Source organism: Erwinia piriflorinigrans CFBP 5888 (assembly GCF_001050515.1).
GTDB classification, from domain to species: domain Bacteria; phylum Pseudomonadota; class Gammaproteobacteria; order Enterobacterales; family Enterobacteriaceae; genus Erwinia; species Erwinia piriflorinigrans.
In genome coordinates this window covers 175,261-195,758 of record NZ_CAHS01000015.1, presented here as the reverse complement: position 1 = coordinate 195,758, position 20,498 = coordinate 175,261, and the positions used below count along the sequence as shown (strand labels likewise).

Here is a 20,498-nt window from a genome sequence, read left to right as displayed (position 1 = left end):
ATTACTGGCGTATCAGGTTTAATATCTGTGCCAGCTTTTGACGCTGTTCTCCGCTAATTTCGCCAGAGGCTGCATATCCGGCGTTTTGCACGATCGTTTCGTTTAAGCCGACCAGCCAGTCGTAGATATAGAAGGCTGCATGATTATTCGGCTTCAGCGCCAGCCGGCTCAAACGCTGTCCGGGCCCGAGATCAACGGTCTGTGCTTCAGGTTTGGCAAAAATTTTCTGCCCACGATTGATCCGGCTGTCAGGCCGTTGCGCCTCTGGCAGAAGCTGAAAACCAAGCCAGGCAACGAAATCGCCCAGTACGCTTAGCGCGCGTGAGACCTGACGATCGGCGATCTGCTCGGCAGGCAATCCCAGCGTGTCACCGTCAGCCAACACGTTCACCAGCGCCTTTTCCAACTCGAGACGAACGCTGGCGGTGATCAGCTCTTCGGTCAGTATCTCCAACGTCGGTTTACTCACGCCCAGCAACTCCAGCAGCGCGCCATTATCCGGCAACAGGCGCAGCTGGTTAATCCAGTGACGATAGACGGTTTGTGCATATTCCGCTTCATGATCTGCCGAAGGTGCGCTTGGGTAACTGGTTTGCACCGCCGTCAGCGGCTGCTCGCTGAAGAGATCGATGGTCATGCCAATGCCAAACGGATCGCTTTCACTCAGGCTGTATTCATCGGCGGCGGTACGACGTTGAAGATACTGACGTTGCAGGAAAAGATGACGCAGAGTATCGCGCACCGGAACCAGACGCTCCAGCAGTTCACCGTGAACGCCCGTGCGCGTCTGTAGCGCTTTCAGCAGCGTTTCAGCAATACGCATCCGCTGCGCCGGGTCTTCTCCCTCTGCCGCCTGATACCAGCGGCCAAGCAGGTTTTCACTCAGCTCACGCTGGATCTCACTACGCTGGCTGGCAATGCGTTGCAGCTTGCCTTCACGGCGTACTTCATTCACCAGGTAGCCAGCCATACGCTGCACGCCTTTCGCATCCATCGCCAGCATCGCGCCCCAGGCATCGCCCGGATGGCCAACAAAACGCTGCACCGCCGCATCGCAATGATGGCCATGAGTGATGCGCTGATCGAACGGGGTCATTGCCCAAATCAGCCCCGGTTTGCTCCCGTTACGTGTAGCGCTGGTTTCTCCCTGGGTTTGTTTCACCCAAAAGTCCAGCAGGCGGCCCACATGGCGAATTTCGTTACGATGTGCCGCGGCACGGCACACCAGCAGATGAGTCACATCCTGTTGCTGTGCCGCACGCTGGAGCAGGAGCGGGCGACGCGCCTGTAAAAAACCCACCGCCAGAGCATGCTGTTCATCGTCCGGCAGCACCGCAGGGGCATCAAATCCGGGATAATCAAGAAGATCGACCTCGCTGAACAGATCTTCACGCGGTGCGCTGTATAGGGGCAGCAGGACTTCCCGGCTTAACAACGTGAGTTCTGCCAGCGCCACACTGACAGACGCCAGAGCGCGCCCGTTATGGCGCGGCTGCACCAATAATGTCAGGTCTGTTGCGGCATTAAACTGGCTGACGCCGGAACGATAGAGCAGGCTGTAGCAAGGCTCATCCACTACGCTAAGCGGAGCACGTACCTGACTGACGCAGGAAAGGTGATGTAATACGTGCGCCAGCTGGCGGTAAAGCGCGGTAAGTTGGCGATCTTCGCCCCACAACAGGGAAAAAAGACGGGCGCGGTCGTCCACGCCCAGTTGCGGAGCCAGCTCGACCGCCTGCGGCCAGAAATGGCTCTCCAGCGCAGAGTTGGTTGGCAAGCTCTGCTGAAGGGTATCCCATAGCGCGACCATCTGGTGACGATCGATGCCGTCAACCCCTTCTGTCTGGCGGTACATCGCCACGTTTTTAAGTTTATCCGTCAGCTGATGCTCATCAAACGCCGCTTTTTCTTCGCAGCCCTGATGGTATTGCAGCGCCAGAATCGCCACCAGTTCACATTCAGTGAGCAGCTCCAGCTGAACCGGCCAGCCGCTGTCGCTACTGTGTTGCTGCCCACTGAAACGCAGCACCAGGTTGGCCGTGTGCTGTTGAGGGTTAAGCTGACCGGCATAATCCAGTACGCTGTTGCCGAGGGCGCATTCCACACGCCCCTTATCACTGGCGGCCAGAGCGCCAATGAGATAGGACTTGCCGGCCTGCGCCAGGCCAAACAGACCAATGGCGCAAGGCTGCTCTGCCTGGCGAGTCAGTACGCTGGCGCGGTTGTGCTGGCGCAGCAGCTTGATTGCCAGACGGTCAGCCTCCCGTTCCAGGCGTGGTGACTGTTGACGATTCACCTCCAGCCATTCGAGCGCCTTTCCTATGCCCCGGGTAAGGGCGTCACGTCGGTTATTAGCCTGTGCAGACAGGATATTTTGAAGAGATTTCATTTTTTATAGACGCTCCCGCTGTCAATCCAGTAATGCGTCATGCCCGATCCACTGCTGGCCAGCGTATTGAGCTTCAGATGCAGGTGTTCCAATGGCACCTGGCTACCGTCATCCAGAGTGGCATCGGCAATAGCAAAACGCTCCGGGCCGAACTCGCCAAACGGGCGGCTTACCGCCAGCTTGATACGCAATACCTTATCTCCGGCCACGCTGCGGGCCAGCTGGGAGTCGATAATCGTCAGGGTATACAGCGGTGATGCGGGCCAGCGGTCATTATCCAGCTGGCGGAAGCCGAGGGTTAATGCACCGCGTATCTGAAAGCGGCTGCGCACATCCAGATTAAAATGCTGTTGGTCGAGATCAATATCGCTGTACCAGACGTTATCTGCGGTCAGCGCGCCCGTTCCGTCAAGCATACCGAGATACCGGATGGTGGAATAGGGTTGGAAGTCACCGGCTTTAAACCAAAAGTTGCCAAGACGCAGATCCAAAGAGAGCAGGCACAACATCGCCCCAACGGCTGCCGTCGATTTCGGGTTTTCAATTTTTCCCTGTTTGTTGAACGGATACCAGTCGTTAGTGTGATAGCCATCCAGGGACAAAATACGACTAACCGGCAGCGGCTGCAAATGGCGGAACAACGCCTGCACGCCGGGGAAACGTGAAGGACGCCCGGTTAGCAGCAGCACGTCACAGTCATAAACCGCCACCACTTCAGACATCGAACGCAGGCTGTGGGTAATGTTCATGCGCGGCGACAGGAATTCAGCATGCAGCTTACTGAGTCGGACGATCAGCGCAACGTCGAGAATATCAAAGGTCAGGGCATCGCCAGGCAGCTCGCGCTGGATCTCGCGATTGATGTAATCGCGCAGTTTGTCAGTCGGCGCCTGCGCCAGCAATTCGCCAAAGCGTGCATCAATTTCTGCGTTGAGGTCGAGCGGGTCGAAACTTTCGTAAGCGGCAAGGATAGCCTGACCAAGCGGAATAAACAGCTGTAGCGTGACCTGCTGGCGCAGAGTCGAATGGCCGTCCATATGACCTTCGTGTCCAAAAAGACGCGTCATCACCGCTTCAGGGTTAACCATTCCGGCCTGTTTAAACGCCACCTGTAGCGCGGGCAGCACGTACAGTTGGATCACATCCAGCAGGATATCGTCTCCTGCCAGCTTAAAGCCTTCGCGGAACAGCAGACGTGGCAAAATCTTGACGTTATTACCCACACCATCGTCCAGACGGTACTGCGTGATAGCAAGATCGGTGGTGCCGCCGCCAATATCAATGGAAGCAATGCGCAGCGTTTTACCTGCTGGTTCGTCGGCAGATCGGGCGCGGTCGGGGCGCGCCATGCTGGCGAAGAATGCCTCCGCACGTCCACCAAAGTTGACCTGCGTTTCGTTATAAAGATAAACCATTTGTCCGCAGGTCGCTTCATCCCACTCCATCTGCACCTGAGGGACAGGAACGCGACTTTTCGCCTGGTCATGCATGTGGGTAAAATCATCATCCTGTGGATGCCAGCCCATCGCTTTCCATACCAGCGCAATCGCTTCCTGCATACGGCGGCGGAATATTTCGCGTTCAGGTTTTGGCATCGCCGAAGGCAGGGTGAGGATAATATTGCGCAGTTGACGTGGCGCGCTGCTGTGCAGCATTTTGTGACGTTGTAACGGACTGTTCATTTGCAGCAGCGCCTGCGCCAACAATTCGGATAGCATCAGGCTCATCAGTGAACTGCGGCTATAATGCGGCGCAAATACCGGAAGACGTTCCTCCAGCGCGATGCGGTACAGCGGCTGCCCTTCATCGTTAATCAAATTAGTAAGCGGGGCGGCGATGGCGAGCGACTCCTGCATCAGCTTGCCTGGAATACGGCTGAATCGCCAGCCCGGCGCATAGCTCTCTTCATCCCACAAATAGCGGCGTGGACTGGAAAGGCCGGTTGCGCCTTCGGTGCCGAGGCGCTGTAACGCCAGCTGGGCGGCTTCACGGCCTACACGGGTGATTGACGGCCAGATAAACGCATCATCGCGCCCGCTTTCCAGCGAGAAATTTTGCTTGCCGAAGCTGGCCTGGGCGAACTCAACGCGGCTTTCAAACAGTTCGTTATAACGTTGATGCGGTTGACTGAGGTTTCGCATCTGCAATTCGTAAGTATGTTTGAGCCCCTGATGATCGTCCGTATGATCTTCGACCATGATGCCACACGTATGCGAGTTCCCCACATCGAGGATCAAATCGACGGATATCGCCGGTTCTTGCAACGTGGCGGTGCTGATTTTCAGTTCCGGCAGTGACAACTGGTGGGCGAGGAAATGCAGTATGTTGAGATAGTGGGCCTGATACTCAAATTCGCGCAGAGCCGTTTTGATATTGACCTGCGGACGCTGTTCCAGCAAAGAGGCACTTTCGCTAAAGGCTTCACGCAGCCATCCGTCCACCCAGGTGTGGTCGAGAAATTCGCCCAGATCGTTGCTGTGATGGGCCAGTGAAAAGCTGACGCCATTCTTCACATCATTTTCATTGAGCGCCAGCGATTCGTCTTCGCCATCGGGCCAGACTTTGGTATCAAACGCCAGTACAACGTGATGCGTGTTGCCGCTGGCATCCGCCTGATCCAACGCGATGATCTGCACGCGCGCCCAGTTATCCGGGCCGCCAATAAAAGTGTGAGGAGAATTAAACCGGAAAAATGGCAGTGGCAGCCACTGACCATCAAGCAGCGTCAGCGACTGCTCCAGCGGGAAGCTAAACTCCGGCTTTACCACTTCGTCGGGCGTACCCGCAGCTTGGGGCAGCAGGTACTTGCCGCTCTGTTGATGATAGTTAAGCCGCAGCAGCGGGCCGTTCGCCGTCTGGCGCACAAATTTTCCCGGCCAGTCGGCGGCCAGGTCTGGCGTCAAAGCAAAGTCGAGGAACTGGATGCCACTATCCTGTATCAGCGTCATGTTGGGCTTAAAGTCAGTCATTGTCGCCAGTATCATTATTTACTCTCACGCTTCATCGTCATTGGCAGTACCGTGTCATCGTTATAACGGCCGCTACACTCGGCGGCTCCGGTCAGATCCTGCTTGCAGACCAGTTCCGGCATCTGATAACGCGAACCATCGCTACAACGTGCTTTGCTGCGGCTGTTAATCACCAGATTGCCTGACTTCATCAGCCCGGCGAACACCTCAACCCGACAGCTGACGCCATCGCCCTGAGTTATGCGCGCGCTGCCCTTGCCATTTTGCAGCTGATATCTAAGCATTGGCGGCGTACCGGTGAGCGGATTTTTCATCTGTACCTTGACTCGCCAGCTACCGTTGAGGAACTTGACCGAGCCGTTTTTAATCGAATCTTGCGGCATCACCAGCTCGTCCTTCTGTATCGCACGAACCTCCACCATCGTGGCTGGAGCTGGCGCGGGTTCAGCAGCGGGAACAGGCTGCGAAGGGGGGGAGACCGTGGCAGCCGCCAGGGGCAGGGTTATCTCCGCGATACTCACCGCCGCCGGGATGGGATCTGACGCTGATGGTAGCGTGGGTTGCGTGGCTGCAGAGGGCGGCGCTTTCACCATATTCTTTTCGCTACAGCCTTTCAGCTGCACGCCAGCCGCAAACATCAAAACGGCAGCCGGGATCAGCCACCCGTAGCGGAGCCAGGCAGCGGCGGGTGGTTTTACAGGCGCGACCAGCGGAACGGCGTCTTTGGTGGCTTCAGGTTTGTCGACTATTTCCAGCTCTGGCATGGGCGCGATCGCCGGGTCAGCGATCAACTCTGGTTTTGCAGGCGCTGAAGCACTATTCGCGGCTGGTGTATCAGTCGGAGCCAGTCGCGACAGGGCAAGCGGCGGATCGACTTCATCAATAGTCAAACAATCGAAAGCATCCTGGCGAGACTTCTTATCCAGGCTGACAAAGCCCCAAAAGGTGATAACCGGCTTGCCATCAACCAGATAAACATAATTTTGGTCAGGAAACTGTAGCGCTTTAGTCAGCAGGGCACCAAATAGCTTCTGGCTTGGCTTATCAGAGTTCAGAGCGCGTTTTCCAATCTCTGAGAAAGCACTCTGGCACGCCAACAGCTGATCCAGCGCGGCGCGGCGTGCGCTGTTACTGGCTGCGGCCCAGGTGGTCACCTTACCAGCCAGCGACGAGTACCAGTCTATTCGGTCACCAACTTCATTCAGCTGGGGGATCGCCAGGCAGTCAGCAATCTGTGACTGTTTTCTCAGGCGCAGGGTTTCGCGCAGTTGCAAAGCGGAGAGGTAAACCGGTTGCCCGTTCTCACCAAGAGCAAGAAGTGCATCCAGATTTCCACTGCGTAAGAAGATTTTTGCCACGCAAAAGGCCTTATAGTCAGGTTTGAATGTTACAGGCGGGTAATAGCAGCCTACTTTAGTGCCGTTTGACTTAAACCAAATGGGCAAACAAGCCATAAATTAGTGGGGTACTTGGCTCATAGGCAGGGCATAGCGGTGTCAATGAGGTAAATTAGGAACTACCCTAAGTATGAAGTGCTGTTTTTAGCCGTGGTGAGCGTTATGATACCAGGCTCAAACTATGCTGAGGAAATCCCTGTATCATGTTCTATCGTTCGACTCTCGCCACTATTGCGGCCGCCCTGGTACTGACTGGATGTAGTCATAAAACGGCCGAGCCTCCCGCTGCCGTAGAGATTTCCGCGGCCGAAGCGACGCCTGCCGTCTCTGAATTTGCCGCTGGAGCAACGCAAATTAACGTCTCACACGTTATTACCCGCGCCGATGATGGGTCTTCGGTGATCCTGACTATTGATGATAAAGAGGCGGGTATACTCGGTCGCGGCAACAGCAAAGCGCTGTTTGTTCCAGCCGGTAAACATAAGGTTGGCGGCTATGTGCAGACGCTGTTTGGCTTTGGGCGTGTGAGTATTCAGTCAGTTGACGTGACAACACAAGAAAATAACCCCGTCAACGTTGCCTATTCGGTCACCAGAAATAAACCCACTTTTAGCATCGCCAGTCAAAAAGCCTGGTGATATTCACCAGGCTTTTTTCGTTATATATGTGCGAGATTACAGCGCCATATCGTGTTGCGGGCTTTCTGCATGCTTCTCTTGTTGAGGTGCAGCATCGGTTGCCTTACCGGTTTTGCTATCAATAACCGGTGGTTTGGTCAGTTGCAGCGTGGCAGCAGTATCATCCCAAACTTGCTGGGTCAGTGGCACATTACCGTTCAGCTGCTGGCCATAGCTTGGCACGATAGCGCGGATCTTGCTTTGCCACTCTGGGGAGTTGAACTCCTGCGGGAACAGTTTCTTAATGACATTCAGCGCGATAGGCGCCGCAGTTGATGCGCCTGGCGATGCACCCAGCAGGGCCGCGATGGTTTTCTGCTCATCGGTGACAATTTCGGTGCCCAGCTTCAGCACGCCGCCTTTGTCGGCATCTTTCTTAATGATCTGTACACGCTGGCCGGCCTGAATCAGTTTCCAGTCCTCTTTACGCGCATTTGGATAGTACTCTTTCAGCGCAGCAAAACGGTCATCATCACTCAGCATGACCTGACCAACCAGATATTTCACCAGATCAAAGTTATCCAGACCAACGTGGGTCATCGGCATAAAGTTGCTGCCCGTCGTGGTGCTCAGCAGATCAAACAGTGAACCATTTTTCAGGAACTTGGTAGAGAAGGTGGCAAAAGGTCCAAACAGCACGACACGCTTACCGTCAATAAAGCGAGCATCCAGATGCGGAACGGACATTGGCGGTGCGCCAACCGAAGCCTGACCATACACCTTTTCCGTGTGCTCTTTGGTCACTTCAGGGTTTTCACTCACCAGGAATGAACCTCCCACCGGGAAGCCTGCATAGTTATCGGCTTCAGGGATACCGGTTTTTTGCAGCAGTTTCAACGCACCGCCGCCAGCACCGATAAAGACGTATTTTGCATCAACGCTGTGTTCTTTACCGCTTTTCACATCGGAGATGGTGACATGCCATGAATTATCAGCATTACGTTTAAATTCAGTTGCTTCGGCAGAGGTTTCCAGCGTGAAGTTTTGGTCTTTCTTCAGACTGCCGATTAGCTGACGGGTGATCTCCCCGTAATTCACATCGGTGCCGACCGGCGTCCAGGTTGCGGCAACTTTCTGCTGCGGGTCGCGGCCTTCAATGATCAACGGTGACCATTGCTTGATCTGGTTCTGGTCGGTAGAGAATTTCATCCCCTGGAACAGAGTCGTCGTCTGCAATGCTTCATAGCGTTTGGTCAGGTAGTTGACGTTGTCATCACCCCAGACAAAACTCATATGTGGCGTGGAGTTAATGAATGAATGCGGGTTGTTGAGAATGCCGCGCTTCACCTGAGCAGTCCAGAACTGACGAGAAATCATAAACTGCTCGTTGATTTCCAGTGCTTTGCTGAAATCGATAGAACCGTCTGCACGCTGAGGCGTGTAATTCAGTTCCATGTTTGCCGAGTGACCTGTACCGGCATTATTCCAACCGTTAGAAGACTCCAGCGCCACGCCGTCGAGTTTTTCCACCATCAGTTGCTTCCAGCCTGGCTGCAATTCCTGAAGCCAGGTCCCCAGGGAAGCACTCATAATGCCGCCGCCAATCAGCAGTACATCCGTTTTTTGCGAGGCGGGAGTTTCAGCCCAAGTGCTGGTGCAAACCAGCAACGCGGACAAAGAGAGAAGGGGGATCGTTTTTCTGGTGTTAGACATAAGAAATATCAATATGAGTTAAAGAAATGAGATAATATTTTAACGCAATTTAACCCTAAGTTAAGAACTATTTTCACATCTCTGGATAAAACTCAATAATCTTTAGTTAATCGTTGATTACTTTAATTACTTTCGAGGTTTATTTAATTTAAAAAATGATAGAGGAATTATTAAGCAGCACGGTAAAATACGTTTTTTTCTATTAAAATCAACTATTCCATAATGAGATTATGGTTAATGTGCCTGTTTACCATTACTGTTTAAATGGTTATTTATTGCATTTCGCAAAATCACCCTTTAACAACGCACAGAATGCCACTTACATGGGCAATAAATTCACCGCAGATAGCGCTTATGGCACTTAATTACTGGGCGGCCAGGGTGATATATCTCTCTGGCAACATTTTCTCTTTTGATGTGCCAGGCTTAAATGAGATAACTAGCTTAAGGAATAAGGCCGTCATGAAGGAGTTTGATTACCAGCAGGATTTTGAGAGCACAGATTTTCGCCAGCATCCTGAAAAGTATCAGGTTGGCCGAGGAGAGCAGGGTGTTTTGATGGTCGAACCCTATAAAAGTGAAATCCTTCCCCATTGGCGATTCAAAACGCCTGAGGTGGCAGATATTTCCGCAAAAAAAATCATGCAGCTTTTTGAATCCTACCGTGATGACGATGACTTTGTCGGCATGGATATGGCGCGAAAATTCATCCAGATGGGGTATACCAGAGCACGTCGATATGCGAATCATCCTGGTGGCCGAAAGTATGATGCGCAGCGTAAGATCTTGCCTTATCAACTTGACGAAGAGAAAGCTGCTGCCGCCGCTATTTTCAAAACCCACTGGGATCAAATACGTGCGGATAAAGACTATCTGGCACGCAAGAAAAAACACCAGCAGCAGTTCGGTTAGGCTAACCTGGCTGCATGTTTAGGATGGCTGTGTGCCGAACTGGTGAGAAAGGGCATCCTTGCCGCGAGAAATTACTCGAAATAAACCTGCGGATTATCAGATAGCAGAACAAACTTTTTGCTGTCCTTATCCAGTGCACGGATTGCGCCGCTTTCAATATCATACACCCAGCCGTGCAGGCGCAGTGCGTTGTTACGCAGGCCAACGGCAACAGAGGGGTGCGTTTTGATATTGTTCAGCTGGGCAATAACATTTTCCTGCACCATCGCGTTCACTTTGTCTTCTTCAGTGTCATAGGTTTTCTTCTCGATCACCGCTTTGGCGGCGTCCGCATAACGCAGCCAGTGTTCTACGGCGGGCATCGGTGCCAGGCACTGACAGGTAGCAATCGCCTTCATTGCACCGCAATTTGAGTGACCACAAATCACAATATCGCTGATACCCAGCGCAACGACGGCATATTCGATAGTGGCAGATACGCCGCCTGGCTCCGGGCCAAAGGAAGGTACGATATTTCCGGCATTACGGATAACAAACAGCTGGCCAGGATCCTGCTGGGTGACCAGTTCTGGCACCAGCCGGCTATCTGAACAGGAGATAAACAGCGCTTTGGGATTCTGACTTGAGGCGAGACTACGGAACAACTCTTTCTGTTCCGGGAAAATATCTTTCTGGAAGTTCAGGAAGCCTTCGACAATGTGTTGCATAGCAATTATCTCTTTTTATGGTGATTGTATAACAAAGGTGACATTCTGCATTTTATTGCGGGCAGCGACAACCAGAGCAACACTCGGAGGTATCTGATAACGATTGGGTATCAGATTTTACGTACCGCTATTATGGTGCGCATAATGTATATTATGTTAAATTGCATTTTATGAGTGCTAAGTCCATATATCTCTTACAGACGAAGCTCAAACTACTGACCTCCCCCATATCATTTCGCTGCTCGACGTTGTCTTTACTCTGTACACGGCTATCAGTGAACAGCTTGCTATTCTGCTGTTGCACCCTATTGCCCCTACTCACTCAGTGAGCATAGCTCCGTAACAGTTGGCCTATCCCGGTGAGCATTTTCCCCAGCATCCTTTCCCCGGTACATACTGACCACCTCTCCGATAATCAGTAATGCCGGGGCTTCCACTTTATGACTTGTCACCAGCTGCGCTAACTCATCAAGCCGCCCGGCGATCGTCCGCTGTTCAGGCTGAGTTCCTCGCTCAATAACAGCGGCTGGCGTTGCTTTACTCAATCCATGAGCGATTAATTGCTGGCTAATTTGACTAATATTGGAAATACCCATGTAAAACACCAGCGTTTGACGGCTTGCCACCAGTTTCGACCAGTCAGGCTCTGATTCACCCTGAGCATTATGACCGGTAATAAATCTTACGGACTGCGCTAATCCACGATGTGTTAAGGAAATACCGCTGGCGGCGGCACAACCCATTGCTGCGGTGATGCCCGGCACGATATGGCATGCAACGTTGTGCTGCTGGCAATGGATCATCTCCTCACCACCGCGACCAAAAATAAACGGATCGCCCCCTTTAAGCCGCACCACGCGATGGCCGTTCTGCGCCAGACTGACCAGCAGCTGATTGATTTCCTCCTGCCCAACCGTATGATTTCGCATCGATTTACCCACATCAATGCGCAGCGCATTCTCAGGAACCAGCGCCATAATCGGGTCTGATACCAGCCGGTCAAATACGACAACATCGGCCTGTTGAATCACTCGAAACGCTTTTAAGGTCAAAAGCTCGACATCTCCTGGCCCGGCACCAACCAGCCAGACTTCACCACCGCAAACCGGATGTTTCTGGTTCGCCATCGTTATTATTTGCGCAAAAGTGCGGGTCCACTGCGGTATCGCCAAAGGTTGCTTGAGCCTGTTCATCGGTTATCTCCCACCGCCAGCGTCTTAAGCTGTCGGGTAATGAGTTTTTTAAGTTCAGGAACGCATGAACCGCAGTGAGTTCCACACTTCAGTTTACCCCCCAGCTGTTGCACGCTATGGCACCCCTGCCGTATGGCATCGCCGATAGCTATTTCATCTATCGCAAAACAGCTACAAATGATTGCGCCACAGGCCGCTTTCCCGTCCCCTGCACGACCGCCCAGCAAAGCCAGCCGCTGTTGCGGGCCGTCTGGGGGCATGGAAAATGCCGAGATAACCGCCTGGCGGTCTGGTGCGGGCCGGTGACGGTGAGCATAAAAGGCCAATTGCAATTCACCGTTTTCCCATGCCAACAGATTAAAGCCGTGTTCACCCAGACGCGCCGTCTGATTTTGCCATTTTTCGATGCCAAACCGTTGGCTAAGCCAGTCAAACCAGTCCGTGGGTTTTGATGAATCAGCCAATGTGAAGTGCGTTACGCCCTGCTGCGTGATCCTGCTCCAAAAGGCCGTTGCGGGTGGCATGGCATGCTGGTCACGCAAAAAAATTTCGCCCTGCCACGCCGCATGCCAACGCTGAATACGCACGGGCATCTGCTTACTTTCCGGCTGGCCTGAAAGCGGATCGGTGCATGCGGCGATAAGAGAATCTACGCGGGCCTGCTGGCTGAACTGGTTATTCCAGTGCATCGGCACAAAGACACTCCCGCGCGGTTGCAGGCTGTCCGGCTGGGCGCGCAGCAGTAGCCAGCCATATGCAGAGGAAACGCGCAGCAAATCGCCCTCCTGTGCGGAAGGACAGTCGTCAGGATGATACTGGCAAAACGGTTCGCTGATATGTTGCATCAGGCGTGCAGATTTACCCGTCCGGGTCATGGTATGCCACTGATCGCGCACCCTGCCGGTGTTCATCACCAGCGGGTAGAAAATCGTCGGCAGGTTTACCGGCAGCCGTGGCGTAATGGGGATCAGCTGAGCCTTGCCGTCAGGAAAATAGAATTGACCATCGGTGAACAGGCGCAACGTTCCCAGCGGCGCGTTGGCATTCACCGGCCACTGGATCGGGTTCATCTCGTGCCATTGCTCGTTGGATAGCTGTGCCAGCCCACTGATATTAAAAGCGCGCGTCCCTTCATTTTCATATCCTGACAGCCGCGCGTGTTCGCGAAAAATTTCAGCGGGATGCTGATAGGAAAACGCCTCTACGAATCCAAGACGCTGGGCGACCTGACTGACTATCCACCAGTCCGGTTTTGCTTCACCGGGCGCTGGCAAAAAAGCCCGCTGGCGCGAAATGCAGCGCTCTGAATTCGTCACCGTACCGCTCTTCTCACCCCATCCAAGCGCGGGCAGGCAAATATGCGCAACCTGCGTGGTGTCGGTATCGCGCATGATGTCGGAGACAATCACCAGCGGGCAGCGAGTTAACGCCGCCCGCACGCGGTCGGCATCGGGAAGCGACACAACCGGATTCGTCCCCATAATCCATACCGCTTTTATTTGCCCTTCTTCGATAGCGCGGAACATGTCCACGGCATTGAGCCCCGGTGCGGAGGCAACGTTGGTGCTTCCCCAAAAACGGCCCACTCGGTCAACATCCTCTGGCAAGAAAGCCATATGTGCCGCTAGCTGATTGGCAAGCCCGCCAACTTCCCTTCCCCCCATCGCGTTTGGCTGACCGGTTATCGAAAACGGACCACAGCCTTCGCGTCCTATCTTGCCGCTGGCCAGATGGAGATTGATGATTGCATTGCACTTATCCACACCTGAGCTGGACTGGTTAATGCCCATCGAAAATAGCGTGATCAAGCGGTCACTGGCCAAAATCATCTGATAAAAAGCCTGTAATCGTTTCACCGACAGCCCGCAAAATTCTGCGGTCTTCTCCACAGTCCATTGTTGTGCCGCTGTTAACGTTTCTTCTGCCCCCTGGGTATGCTGCTGCAAAAAATCGCTATCGATTTTGTTATGTTCTTTCATGGCATTCAGCGCGCTGCAAAACAGTGCCGCATCGCTACCGGGGCGCAACGGCAGATGGAGATCGGCAATATCACAGCTGGCGGTGTGCCGGGGATCGATAACGATAATGTGCATGTCCGGCCGCTCTTTTTTAGCCTGAGCGATGCGCTGATACACCACCGGGTGCGCCCAGGCGGTATTGGAGCCGGTGATAATCACGCAATCGGCCTTATCCAAATCCTGATAGCTGCAAGGAACCGCATCGGCACCAAAGGCACGCTTATACCCGACAACCGCAGAAGCCATACACAGCCGCGAATTGGTATCCATGTTTCCGCTACCGATAAATCCTTTCATCAGTTTATTAGCGACATAATAATCTTCAGTCAGCAGTTGGCCGGAACCATAGAATGCAACGGACTGTGGGCCGTGTTCGCGAATGGTATCCTGTAGTCCCTGCGCCACGGCATCCAGCGCCTGTGACCAGCTAACCGGCACGCGCCTGATTTCTGGCTGCAATAAGCGCCCGGTTAAGTTCAGGGTTTCACCCAGGGCAGCGCCTTTGACGCACAGCTTTCCCAGATTGGCCGGGTGCGACAATTCGCCGCTGGCCGTGAAGCCTTCAGCCTGCGGCTGCATCCGGACGCCGCACCCCACGCCGCAGTAGGCGCAGGTGGTTGAAACCGCAGTTGGAAAACATGTCATAAGCTAACCGTCTGAATGGCGGTCGCGGTATTATCGGCCTTCGCTGCTGGCTGTTTTCGCACCCAAACGCGGCCATTGTCGATTTTGACTGGCCAAACGCGCAATGCAGTGTCGGCATCATCGATACTGCAACCGTCCTGTAGGCGAAAGCGCCGTTTGTACAGCGGCGAAATGATCACCGGCTCGCCTTTTACATCGCCCACTAATCCGCGCGCTAATACGTTAGCGTCGCTGCCTGGTTCATGATTACTCAGGGCAAATACCCGTTGAGGATGGTCAGGCAGGTGAAACAGTGCAATCTGCTGGCCCTCCAGGCGCGCCGCCACGCCTGCGTTGGCAGGGATACGGCTAATGTCACAGACGTCTACCCAACCTTCACCGATCTCCTGTGGCTGCACCTGATCTGTCAGAGAGAATGCCTGACGCTCCTCATAAGTCGCCGGGCGGATCTGTTGACGCTCTGGCACCATCACCACCGATTCATCCGGCTGTTCGCTGTTGACGAAAGGTTTAAATAACGCCAGGCGATCGGGGTCGGCGAGGGTCGTTTGCCACTCACACTGGTAGGTGTCGACGACCAGGTTCATCTCGCTTTCCAGTTCGGCGGCGATTTGAAGGCTGTCTTCCAGCACGACCTGACGCAAATAGTCCATGCCGCCTTGCAGATTATCCATCCACGTGCTGGTGCGTTGCAGTCGATCGGCGGTGCGGATGTAGAACATCAGGAAACGATCGACCGTGCGAATGACCTCTCCGGTGCTCATGCTCTGTGCCAGAAGATCGGCGTGACGTGGTTTCATTCCCCCGTTGCCGCAGACATACAGATTCCAGCCTTTATCGGTCGCAATCACGCCGACATCTTTACTTTGTGCCTCGGCGCATTCGCGAGTGCATCCAGAGACCGCCATCTTTATTTTGTGTGGTGCGCGCAGCCCCTTGTAACGGTTCTCCAGTATGAGTGCCAGCGAAGTCGAGTCCTGCACGCCGTAGCGACACCAGCTGGAACCTACGCAGGATTTCACCGTCCGCAGTGATTTGCCGTAGGCGTGGCCAGTTTCAAACCCCGCATCGACCAGCTGCTGCCAGATTTCCGGCAGCTGTTCCAGACGGGCGCCGAACAGATCCACGCGCTGCCCGCCGGTAATTTTGCTGTAAAGGTTGTAGCGTTTGGCGACCCGGCCGATAGCTATTAAGCCATCCGGCGTAATTTCTCCGGCGGGAACGCGCGGCACGACGGAGTAAGTTCCGTCTTTCTGAATGTTGGCGAAATAGCGGTCGTTAGTATCCTGTAGCGGCAGGTGCTGCGGTTTAAGCAGATAATCATTCCAGCACGAGGCCAGAATTGACCCAACCAGCGGCTTACAAATCTCGCAGCCCTTCCCCCGTCCGTGTTTGCCCAGCAGCTCATCCCAGCTACGAATGTTGCCGATGCGCACCAGATGATAAAGTTCTTGCCGTGAATAAGCGTAATGCTCGCAGATATCTTTCTTCACTTCGACGCCCATACCGGCGAGCGCGAACTCCATCACCTGTTTCGTCAGTGCCGCGCAACCGCCACAGCCGGTCGCCGCCTTGGTGCAGGCCTTGATCGCCGCTATATCCGCATTGCCTTCCTTCACCGCGTTACAGATATCGGCCTTGCTGACATGATGACAAGAGCATATTTGCGCTCCGTCCGGCAGCGCGGCAACCCCCAGACTTTGTGATGCCGCACCCGCCGCCGCAGGTAGAATCAACCCTTCGGGATTGGCAGGGAGCGGCATGTCGTTGAGCATCATCTGTAGCAGCGTACTGTATTCACGGCTATCACCAACCAGCACCGCACCGAGCAAGCGTTTGCGGTCTTGGGAGACCACGATTTTTTTATAGACTTCTTCCGGGCCATTGATCCAGCTGTAGCTTTGGCTGCCGGGAGCACGGCCGTGCGCATCGCCGATCGAGGCGACCTCTACGCCAAGCAGCTTCAGTTTTGTGCTCATATCAGCACCTTTGAAAGCGGCCTCACTGCCCGATAACGTGTCTGCCAACGTGCGTGCCATCTGGTATCCTGGTGCGACTAACCCGAAAATCTGACCGTTCCACAGCGCGCATTCGCCGATGGCAAACACGGCAGAATCGGATGTCTGACAGCGATCGTTAATCACAATACCGCCACGAGGCCCAACCTCCAGCCCGCTCTCTTTAGCCAACCGGTCGTTGGGGCGGATCCCCGCCGAGAACAGCACCAGGTCAGTTTCAAGATGGCCGCCATCGGCAAATTCCATCCGGTAACAGGACTCTTCACCCGCCACGATGCACCGCGTTTCCTTCCCGGTATGCACCTGCACGCCCAGCGCCTCAATTTTTCGCCGCAGCATGCCTGCCCCATCCTCATCAAGCTGTACGCCCATTAGCCGGGGCGCAAATTCGACAACGTGGGTTTGCAATCCAAGATGCTTTAGCGCGTTGGCGGCCTCCAGCCCCAGCAGCCCACCGCCGACCACCACCCCTACCTTGCCTTGTTGTGCGCAGGCTTCAATAGAGACTAAATCGTCGAGCGTGCGGTATACCATGCAGCCCGGCGCATCGTTACCCGGAATGGCAGGAACAAACGGATAAGAGCCAGTAGCCAGCACCAACAGGTCATAGGCGGTTTGATGGCCGAATCTGTCGACCACAAAACGGTGTCGGGTATCCACGCGATCGACGCCACACCCCAGCCGCAATTCAATACCGTTCGACTCGAAGAAGCCGTCTTCAACCATCGACAGCGATTTGGCACTGCGTCCCGAGAACAGTTCTGAGAGATGAACGCGGTCGTAGGCCGGTGACGTTTCTTCTGCAAACACGATCACCTGATACTGCAAATGCAGCTCGTGAGTGACCAGCTGCTGTAGAAAATGATGACCGACCATACCGTGTCCGGCCATAACTAATACGGGTTTTGACATTGCGAAGCTCCTCGTCACCTTGATGGGTGACTGTTCTGGGGTAACAGGCTGACGCTGTGAAGGTACAGACTCTGCAACGGGGCTAAACACGCTGAGCCGAGCGGGATCGGTCTGGCTACGGCCTAAAGACGATAAATAGCGCGGACCATCGCGTATATCGCCCCACAGCAGCACGCCCGCCAGCTGGTTTTTACGAAACAGCAGACGACGATAATCGCTGTTAACAGGATCAAACGTGCTGTGGATCTGGGCGGCCTCATCGCTATTCAGCTCTCCGGCGCAGAATAAATTGAGGCCGGTAACTTTAAGCCGCAGCGGCACAATGCCACCGTCGTGAGGAACGGTTATGACACCCGCAAGGCGTGCGGCGAGTATCCCGGCCTGCTGCCAGCACGGCGCCAGCAGGCCAAAGGTCATTTCCCCCAGCTGACAACATTCACCGATGGCCGAGATATGCGGGTCGGAAGTCTGCATCTCTCCATTCACCCTAATCCCGCGATCGCACAGCAATCCGGCGGATTTGCCCAGCGCGGTATTCGGCCGCACGCCGGCAGCAACCACCACTCGTTGGGCACGAATTTCACGGCCATCATCTAACATCACCGCCTGCACGTTGCCTGCCGCATCGCCGATATATCCGCTCGTTTTTGCCTGCAACAAGGTTTTAATACCGCGTGCCGACAGGCTGTTAAGCAACAGTTCTGCGGCCTGGCGGTCGAGCTGCCGATCCATTAAATGCGTTCCTTGATGCAGTAACGTCACCGCCATACCGCGCAGCGCCAGCGCTGCCGCTGCTTCAATCCCCAGCACCCCGCCGCCGATCACCACAGCTGTCTGCTCACGATAATGCGGGAGAAGGATCTGTTCGACGTCCTGCTGAGTACGAAAACCATAAATACCGGCTAAGCTGTCACCCGGCAGCGGTGGCATAAAAGGGAGTGAACCCGTAGCAATCACCAGATGATCGTACGCTAGCGTTTTATCTCCCGCCTTGACGGTGCGCGCCTCACGGCAAATTTCTGTCACCGACGTATCAGCGATAAACGTCACCTTATGCTGCTGATACCATGAAGCCTCGTGCGTGACGATGTCGGCAAAAGATTTCTCCCCCGAGAGCACCGGCGTTAACAGGATACGGTTATAGGCCCCCTGCGGCTCATCACCGATAATATGAATGCGGTAGCGTTCGGGGGCCAGTTCGCACAGTTTTTCAACCAGCCTTATTCCCGCCATCCCATTGCCAATCACAATCAAAACAGGTTTATCCATCGCATACTTCCCGCTGGGTATATCAGGCGACCGCCTGATGTTTTTCATACAGGAATTGCAGCACCTGCTGGCGATATTGATGAAACAGCGGGTCGCTCGCCAGCGCCAATCTGGAGCGTGGGCGCACCAAGTCAACCTGTAAAATCTCGCCAACCTTCGCCGCAGGGCCGTTGGTCATCATCATCACCCGATCTGAAAGCAGCACGGCTTCGTCGACGTCATGGGTGATAAGCAAAATGGTTGTCTTGAGGCGTGTCTGGATATTCATCACCGCATCCTGCAAATGTGCGCGGGTCAACGCGTCTAATGCGCCAAAGGGTTCATCCATCAGCAGCACTTTCGGTTTCATCGCTAACGCGCGGGCTATACCTACCCGCTGCTTCATGCCGCCCGAAATCTCGCCGGGGCGCTTGTCCAGCGCGTGGCCCATATGCACCAGTTCCAGGTTGTGCACTATCCAGTCATGAATTTCACTTTTGTTCATCAAGCCTTTAAAGACCTGATTGACGGCCAGCGCAACGTTGTCGTATGTCGATAACCAGGGCAGCAGCGAGTGATTCTGAAAGACCACGCCGCGTTCCGGGCCGGGATCGGTGATTTCCCGATTGTCGCAAAGCAGCACCCCCGCGCTCGGACGACTTAGCCCGGCAATCAGGTTCAGTAAGGTGGATTTCCCACAGCCAGAATGACCGATAAGGCTGACGGTCTCGCCTTCAGCGATAGTAAAACTTACATTGTCGAGTGCCAGAAATGGCCCTTTTGCCGTGCTGAAACTCTGACTGACGTTTTCAACGCGAATAATGGTTTTTTTGTTTGTCATATCCGGTTTTTCCTAACGATTGTCGTAACTGAAACGACGGGCAATAGCCATAAGCCCCTGCTCAAGCACCATTCCCACCACGCCAATGAGTACAATCGCGATGATGATGTTTTCCACATTGAGGTTGTTCCATTCGTTCCAGATCCAGAAACCTATTCCTACGCCGCCGGTCAGCATCTCTGCCGCGACGATAACTAACCATGCAATACCGATGGACAGGCGCACACCGGTGAGGATGTAAGGTAATACCGCAGGGAAAAGTATTTTGCGCATCACGGTGAACTCGTTAAGGTTCAGCACCCGTGCAACGTTGAGATAATCTTGCGGGATACGTTTAACGCCTTCAGCAGTGTTAAGGATCATCGGCCAGATTGAGCAGATGAAAATGGTCCACGCCGACGCGGGTTCTGCGCGCTGGAACAGCAGAAGACCGATAGGCAGCCACGCTAACGGACTCACTGGGCGCAGCAGCGAAATGATCGGATTAAACATATTGGCGATAAAACGAAAGCGACCAATGAGAAAGCCAGCGGGGATACCCACAATTGCCGCTAATCCGAAGCCAATGGCTACGCGCCTCAATGACGCCAACAGGTTCCAGCCAATTCCCATATCATTAGGCCCGGCGATATAGAACGGATCGGCAAAAATCACCTTCGCTGCCGCCAGGCTTTTCAGCGGGGTGGGAAAGCCCTTACTGCTTAGCGCCGCAATCTGCCAAATGGCTAAGAGCACCGCGATGCCAAGTATTGCCGGAATGATTCTCTGCCCAATGCGGCGTAAAAGTTGACGGTGCAGGAAACGGTTAGCGTTTTTTGCTGGCTTAGCTGGCGTAGTTTTGAGCACCACGACCTCAGCGTTCACAGGCTCGTTCAATTCAACGACATTGCTTTTTGAGTTTATAGACATCTCTGGCCTC

12 protein-coding genes are annotated in these 20,498 nt (G+C 54.2%); 2 read left to right on the top strand and 10 right to left on the bottom strand.

Annotated elements, in window-relative coordinates; all coding sequences use genetic code 11:
* Position 1: 1 nt before the first annotated feature.
* Genes EPIR_RS09140 through EPIR_RS09130 form a run of 3 tightly spaced genes read right to left on the bottom strand, consistent with a single transcriptional unit; the run spans position 2 to position 6,716 of the window.
* Positions 2 to 2,389 carry a virulence factor SrfC family protein gene (locus EPIR_RS09140; RefSeq protein ID WP_023655080.1) on the bottom strand — a complete coding sequence of 796 codons (2,388 nt, stop codon included), beginning with the start codon at positions 2,387 to 2,389 and terminating at the stop codon, positions 2 to 4.
* Positions 2,386 to 5,370: a virulence factor SrfB gene (locus EPIR_RS09135; RefSeq protein WP_240987361.1), complete on the bottom strand. Its 2,985-nt coding sequence runs from the start codon at positions 5,368 to 5,370 to the stop codon at positions 2,386 to 2,388. Before EPIR_RS09135 ends, EPIR_RS09140 begins: the two co-directional genes overlap by 4 nt.
* 2 nt (positions 5,371 to 5,372) lie before the next feature.
* Positions 5,373 to 6,716 (bottom strand): SrfA family protein, encoded by a 1,344-nt coding sequence (locus EPIR_RS09130; protein ID WP_048697247.1) that lies wholly within the window; start codon positions 6,714 to 6,716, stop codon positions 5,373 to 5,375.
* Positions 6,717 to 6,958: 242 nt separating this feature from the next.
* On the opposite strand from EPIR_RS09130, the gene EPIR_RS09125 reads away from it, so the two are divergent.
* Positions 6,959 to 7,393 carry a hypothetical protein gene (locus tag EPIR_RS09125; RefSeq protein ID WP_023655077.1) on the top strand — a complete coding sequence of 145 codons (435 nt, stop codon included), beginning with the start codon at positions 6,959 to 6,961 and terminating at the stop codon, positions 7,391 to 7,393.
* Positions 7,394 to 7,429: 36 nt separating this feature from the next.
* Here the strand turns inward: EPIR_RS09125 and mqo are convergent, their stop codons facing one another.
* Entirely contained in the window at positions 7,430 to 9,085 is a 1,656-nt protein-coding gene (gene mqo, locus EPIR_RS09120; protein ID WP_023655076.1) for a malate dehydrogenase (quinone), read from the bottom strand.
* Between the two features lie 462 nt (positions 9,086 to 9,547).
* Here mqo and EPIR_RS09115 point away from each other — a divergent pair, with 462 nt between their 5' ends.
* Entirely contained in the window at positions 9,548 to 9,997 is a 450-nt protein-coding gene (locus EPIR_RS09115; RefSeq protein WP_023655074.1) for a DUF4385 domain-containing protein, read from the top strand.
* A gap of 71 nt (positions 9,998 to 10,068) precedes the next feature.
* Here the strand turns inward: EPIR_RS09115 and EPIR_RS09110 are convergent, their stop codons facing one another.
* From EPIR_RS09110 to ntrB, 6 genes are all read right to left on the bottom strand, one after another.
* Entirely contained in the window at positions 10,069 to 10,704 is a 636-nt protein-coding gene (locus tag EPIR_RS09110; RefSeq protein WP_023655073.1) for a carbonic anhydrase, read from the bottom strand.
* A gap of 314 nt (positions 10,705 to 11,018) precedes the next feature.
* Positions 11,019 to 11,897 (bottom strand): uroporphyrinogen-III C-methyltransferase, encoded by an 879-nt coding sequence (cobA, locus tag EPIR_RS09105; protein ID WP_023655072.1) that lies wholly within the window; start codon positions 11,895 to 11,897, stop codon positions 11,019 to 11,021.
* Entirely contained in the window at positions 11,894 to 14,560 is a 2,667-nt protein-coding gene (locus tag EPIR_RS09100; RefSeq protein ID WP_048697245.1) for a nitrate reductase, read from the bottom strand. Before EPIR_RS09100 ends, cobA begins: the two co-directional genes overlap by 4 nt.
* Positions 14,557 to 18,759 carry a nitrite reductase large subunit NirB gene (gene nirB, locus EPIR_RS09095; RefSeq protein WP_023655070.1) on the bottom strand — a complete coding sequence of 1,401 codons (4,203 nt, stop codon included), beginning with the start codon at positions 18,757 to 18,759 and terminating at the stop codon, positions 14,557 to 14,559. Before nirB ends, EPIR_RS09100 begins: the two co-directional genes overlap by 4 nt.
* A gap of 22 nt (positions 18,760 to 18,781) precedes the next feature.
* Positions 18,782 to 19,579: an ABC transporter ATP-binding protein gene (locus tag EPIR_RS09090; protein ID WP_023655069.1), complete on the bottom strand. Its 798-nt coding sequence runs from the start codon at positions 19,577 to 19,579 to the stop codon at positions 18,782 to 18,784.
* A gap of 12 nt (positions 19,580 to 19,591) precedes the next feature.
* Entirely contained in the window at positions 19,592 to 20,488 is an 897-nt protein-coding gene (gene ntrB / locus EPIR_RS09085; RefSeq protein ID WP_023655068.1) for a nitrate ABC transporter permease, read from the bottom strand.
* Positions 20,489 to 20,498: the final 10 nt, after the last annotated feature.

Bases quoted from the DNA above. Each gene is read 5' to 3' on its own strand.
- EPIR_RS09125 (WP_023655077.1), top strand. From the start codon at position 6,959: ATGTTCTATCGTTCGACTCTCGCCACTATTGCGGCCGCCCTGGTACTG.
- EPIR_RS09090 (WP_023655069.1), bottom strand. From the start codon at position 19,579: ATGACAAACAAAAAAACCATTATTCGCGTTGAAAACGTCAGTCAGAGT.
- EPIR_RS09140 (WP_023655080.1), bottom strand. From the start codon at position 2,389: ATGAAATCTCTTCAAAATATCCTGTCTGCACAGGCTAATAACCGACGT.
- cobA (WP_023655072.1), bottom strand. From the start codon at position 11,897: ATGAACAGGCTCAAGCAACCTTTGGCGATACCGCAGTGGACCCGCACT.
- ntrB (WP_023655068.1), bottom strand. From the start codon at position 20,488: ATGTCTATAAACTCAAAAAGCAATGTCGTTGAATTGAACGAGCCTGTG.
- mqo (WP_023655076.1), bottom strand. From the start codon at position 9,085: ATGTCTAACACCAGAAAAACGATCCCCCTTCTCTCTTTGTCCGCGTTG.
- EPIR_RS09115 (WP_023655074.1), top strand. From the start codon at position 9,548: ATGAAGGAGTTTGATTACCAGCAGGATTTTGAGAGCACAGATTTTCGC.
- EPIR_RS09110 (WP_023655073.1), bottom strand. From the start codon at position 10,704: ATGCAACACATTGTCGAAGGCTTCCTGAACTTCCAGAAAGATATTTTC.
- EPIR_RS09100 (WP_048697245.1), bottom strand. From the start codon at position 14,560: ATGACATGTTTTCCAACTGCGGTTTCAACCACCTGCGCCTACTGCGGC.
- nirB (WP_023655070.1), bottom strand. From the start codon at position 18,759: ATGGATAAACCTGTTTTGATTGTGATTGGCAATGGGATGGCGGGAATA.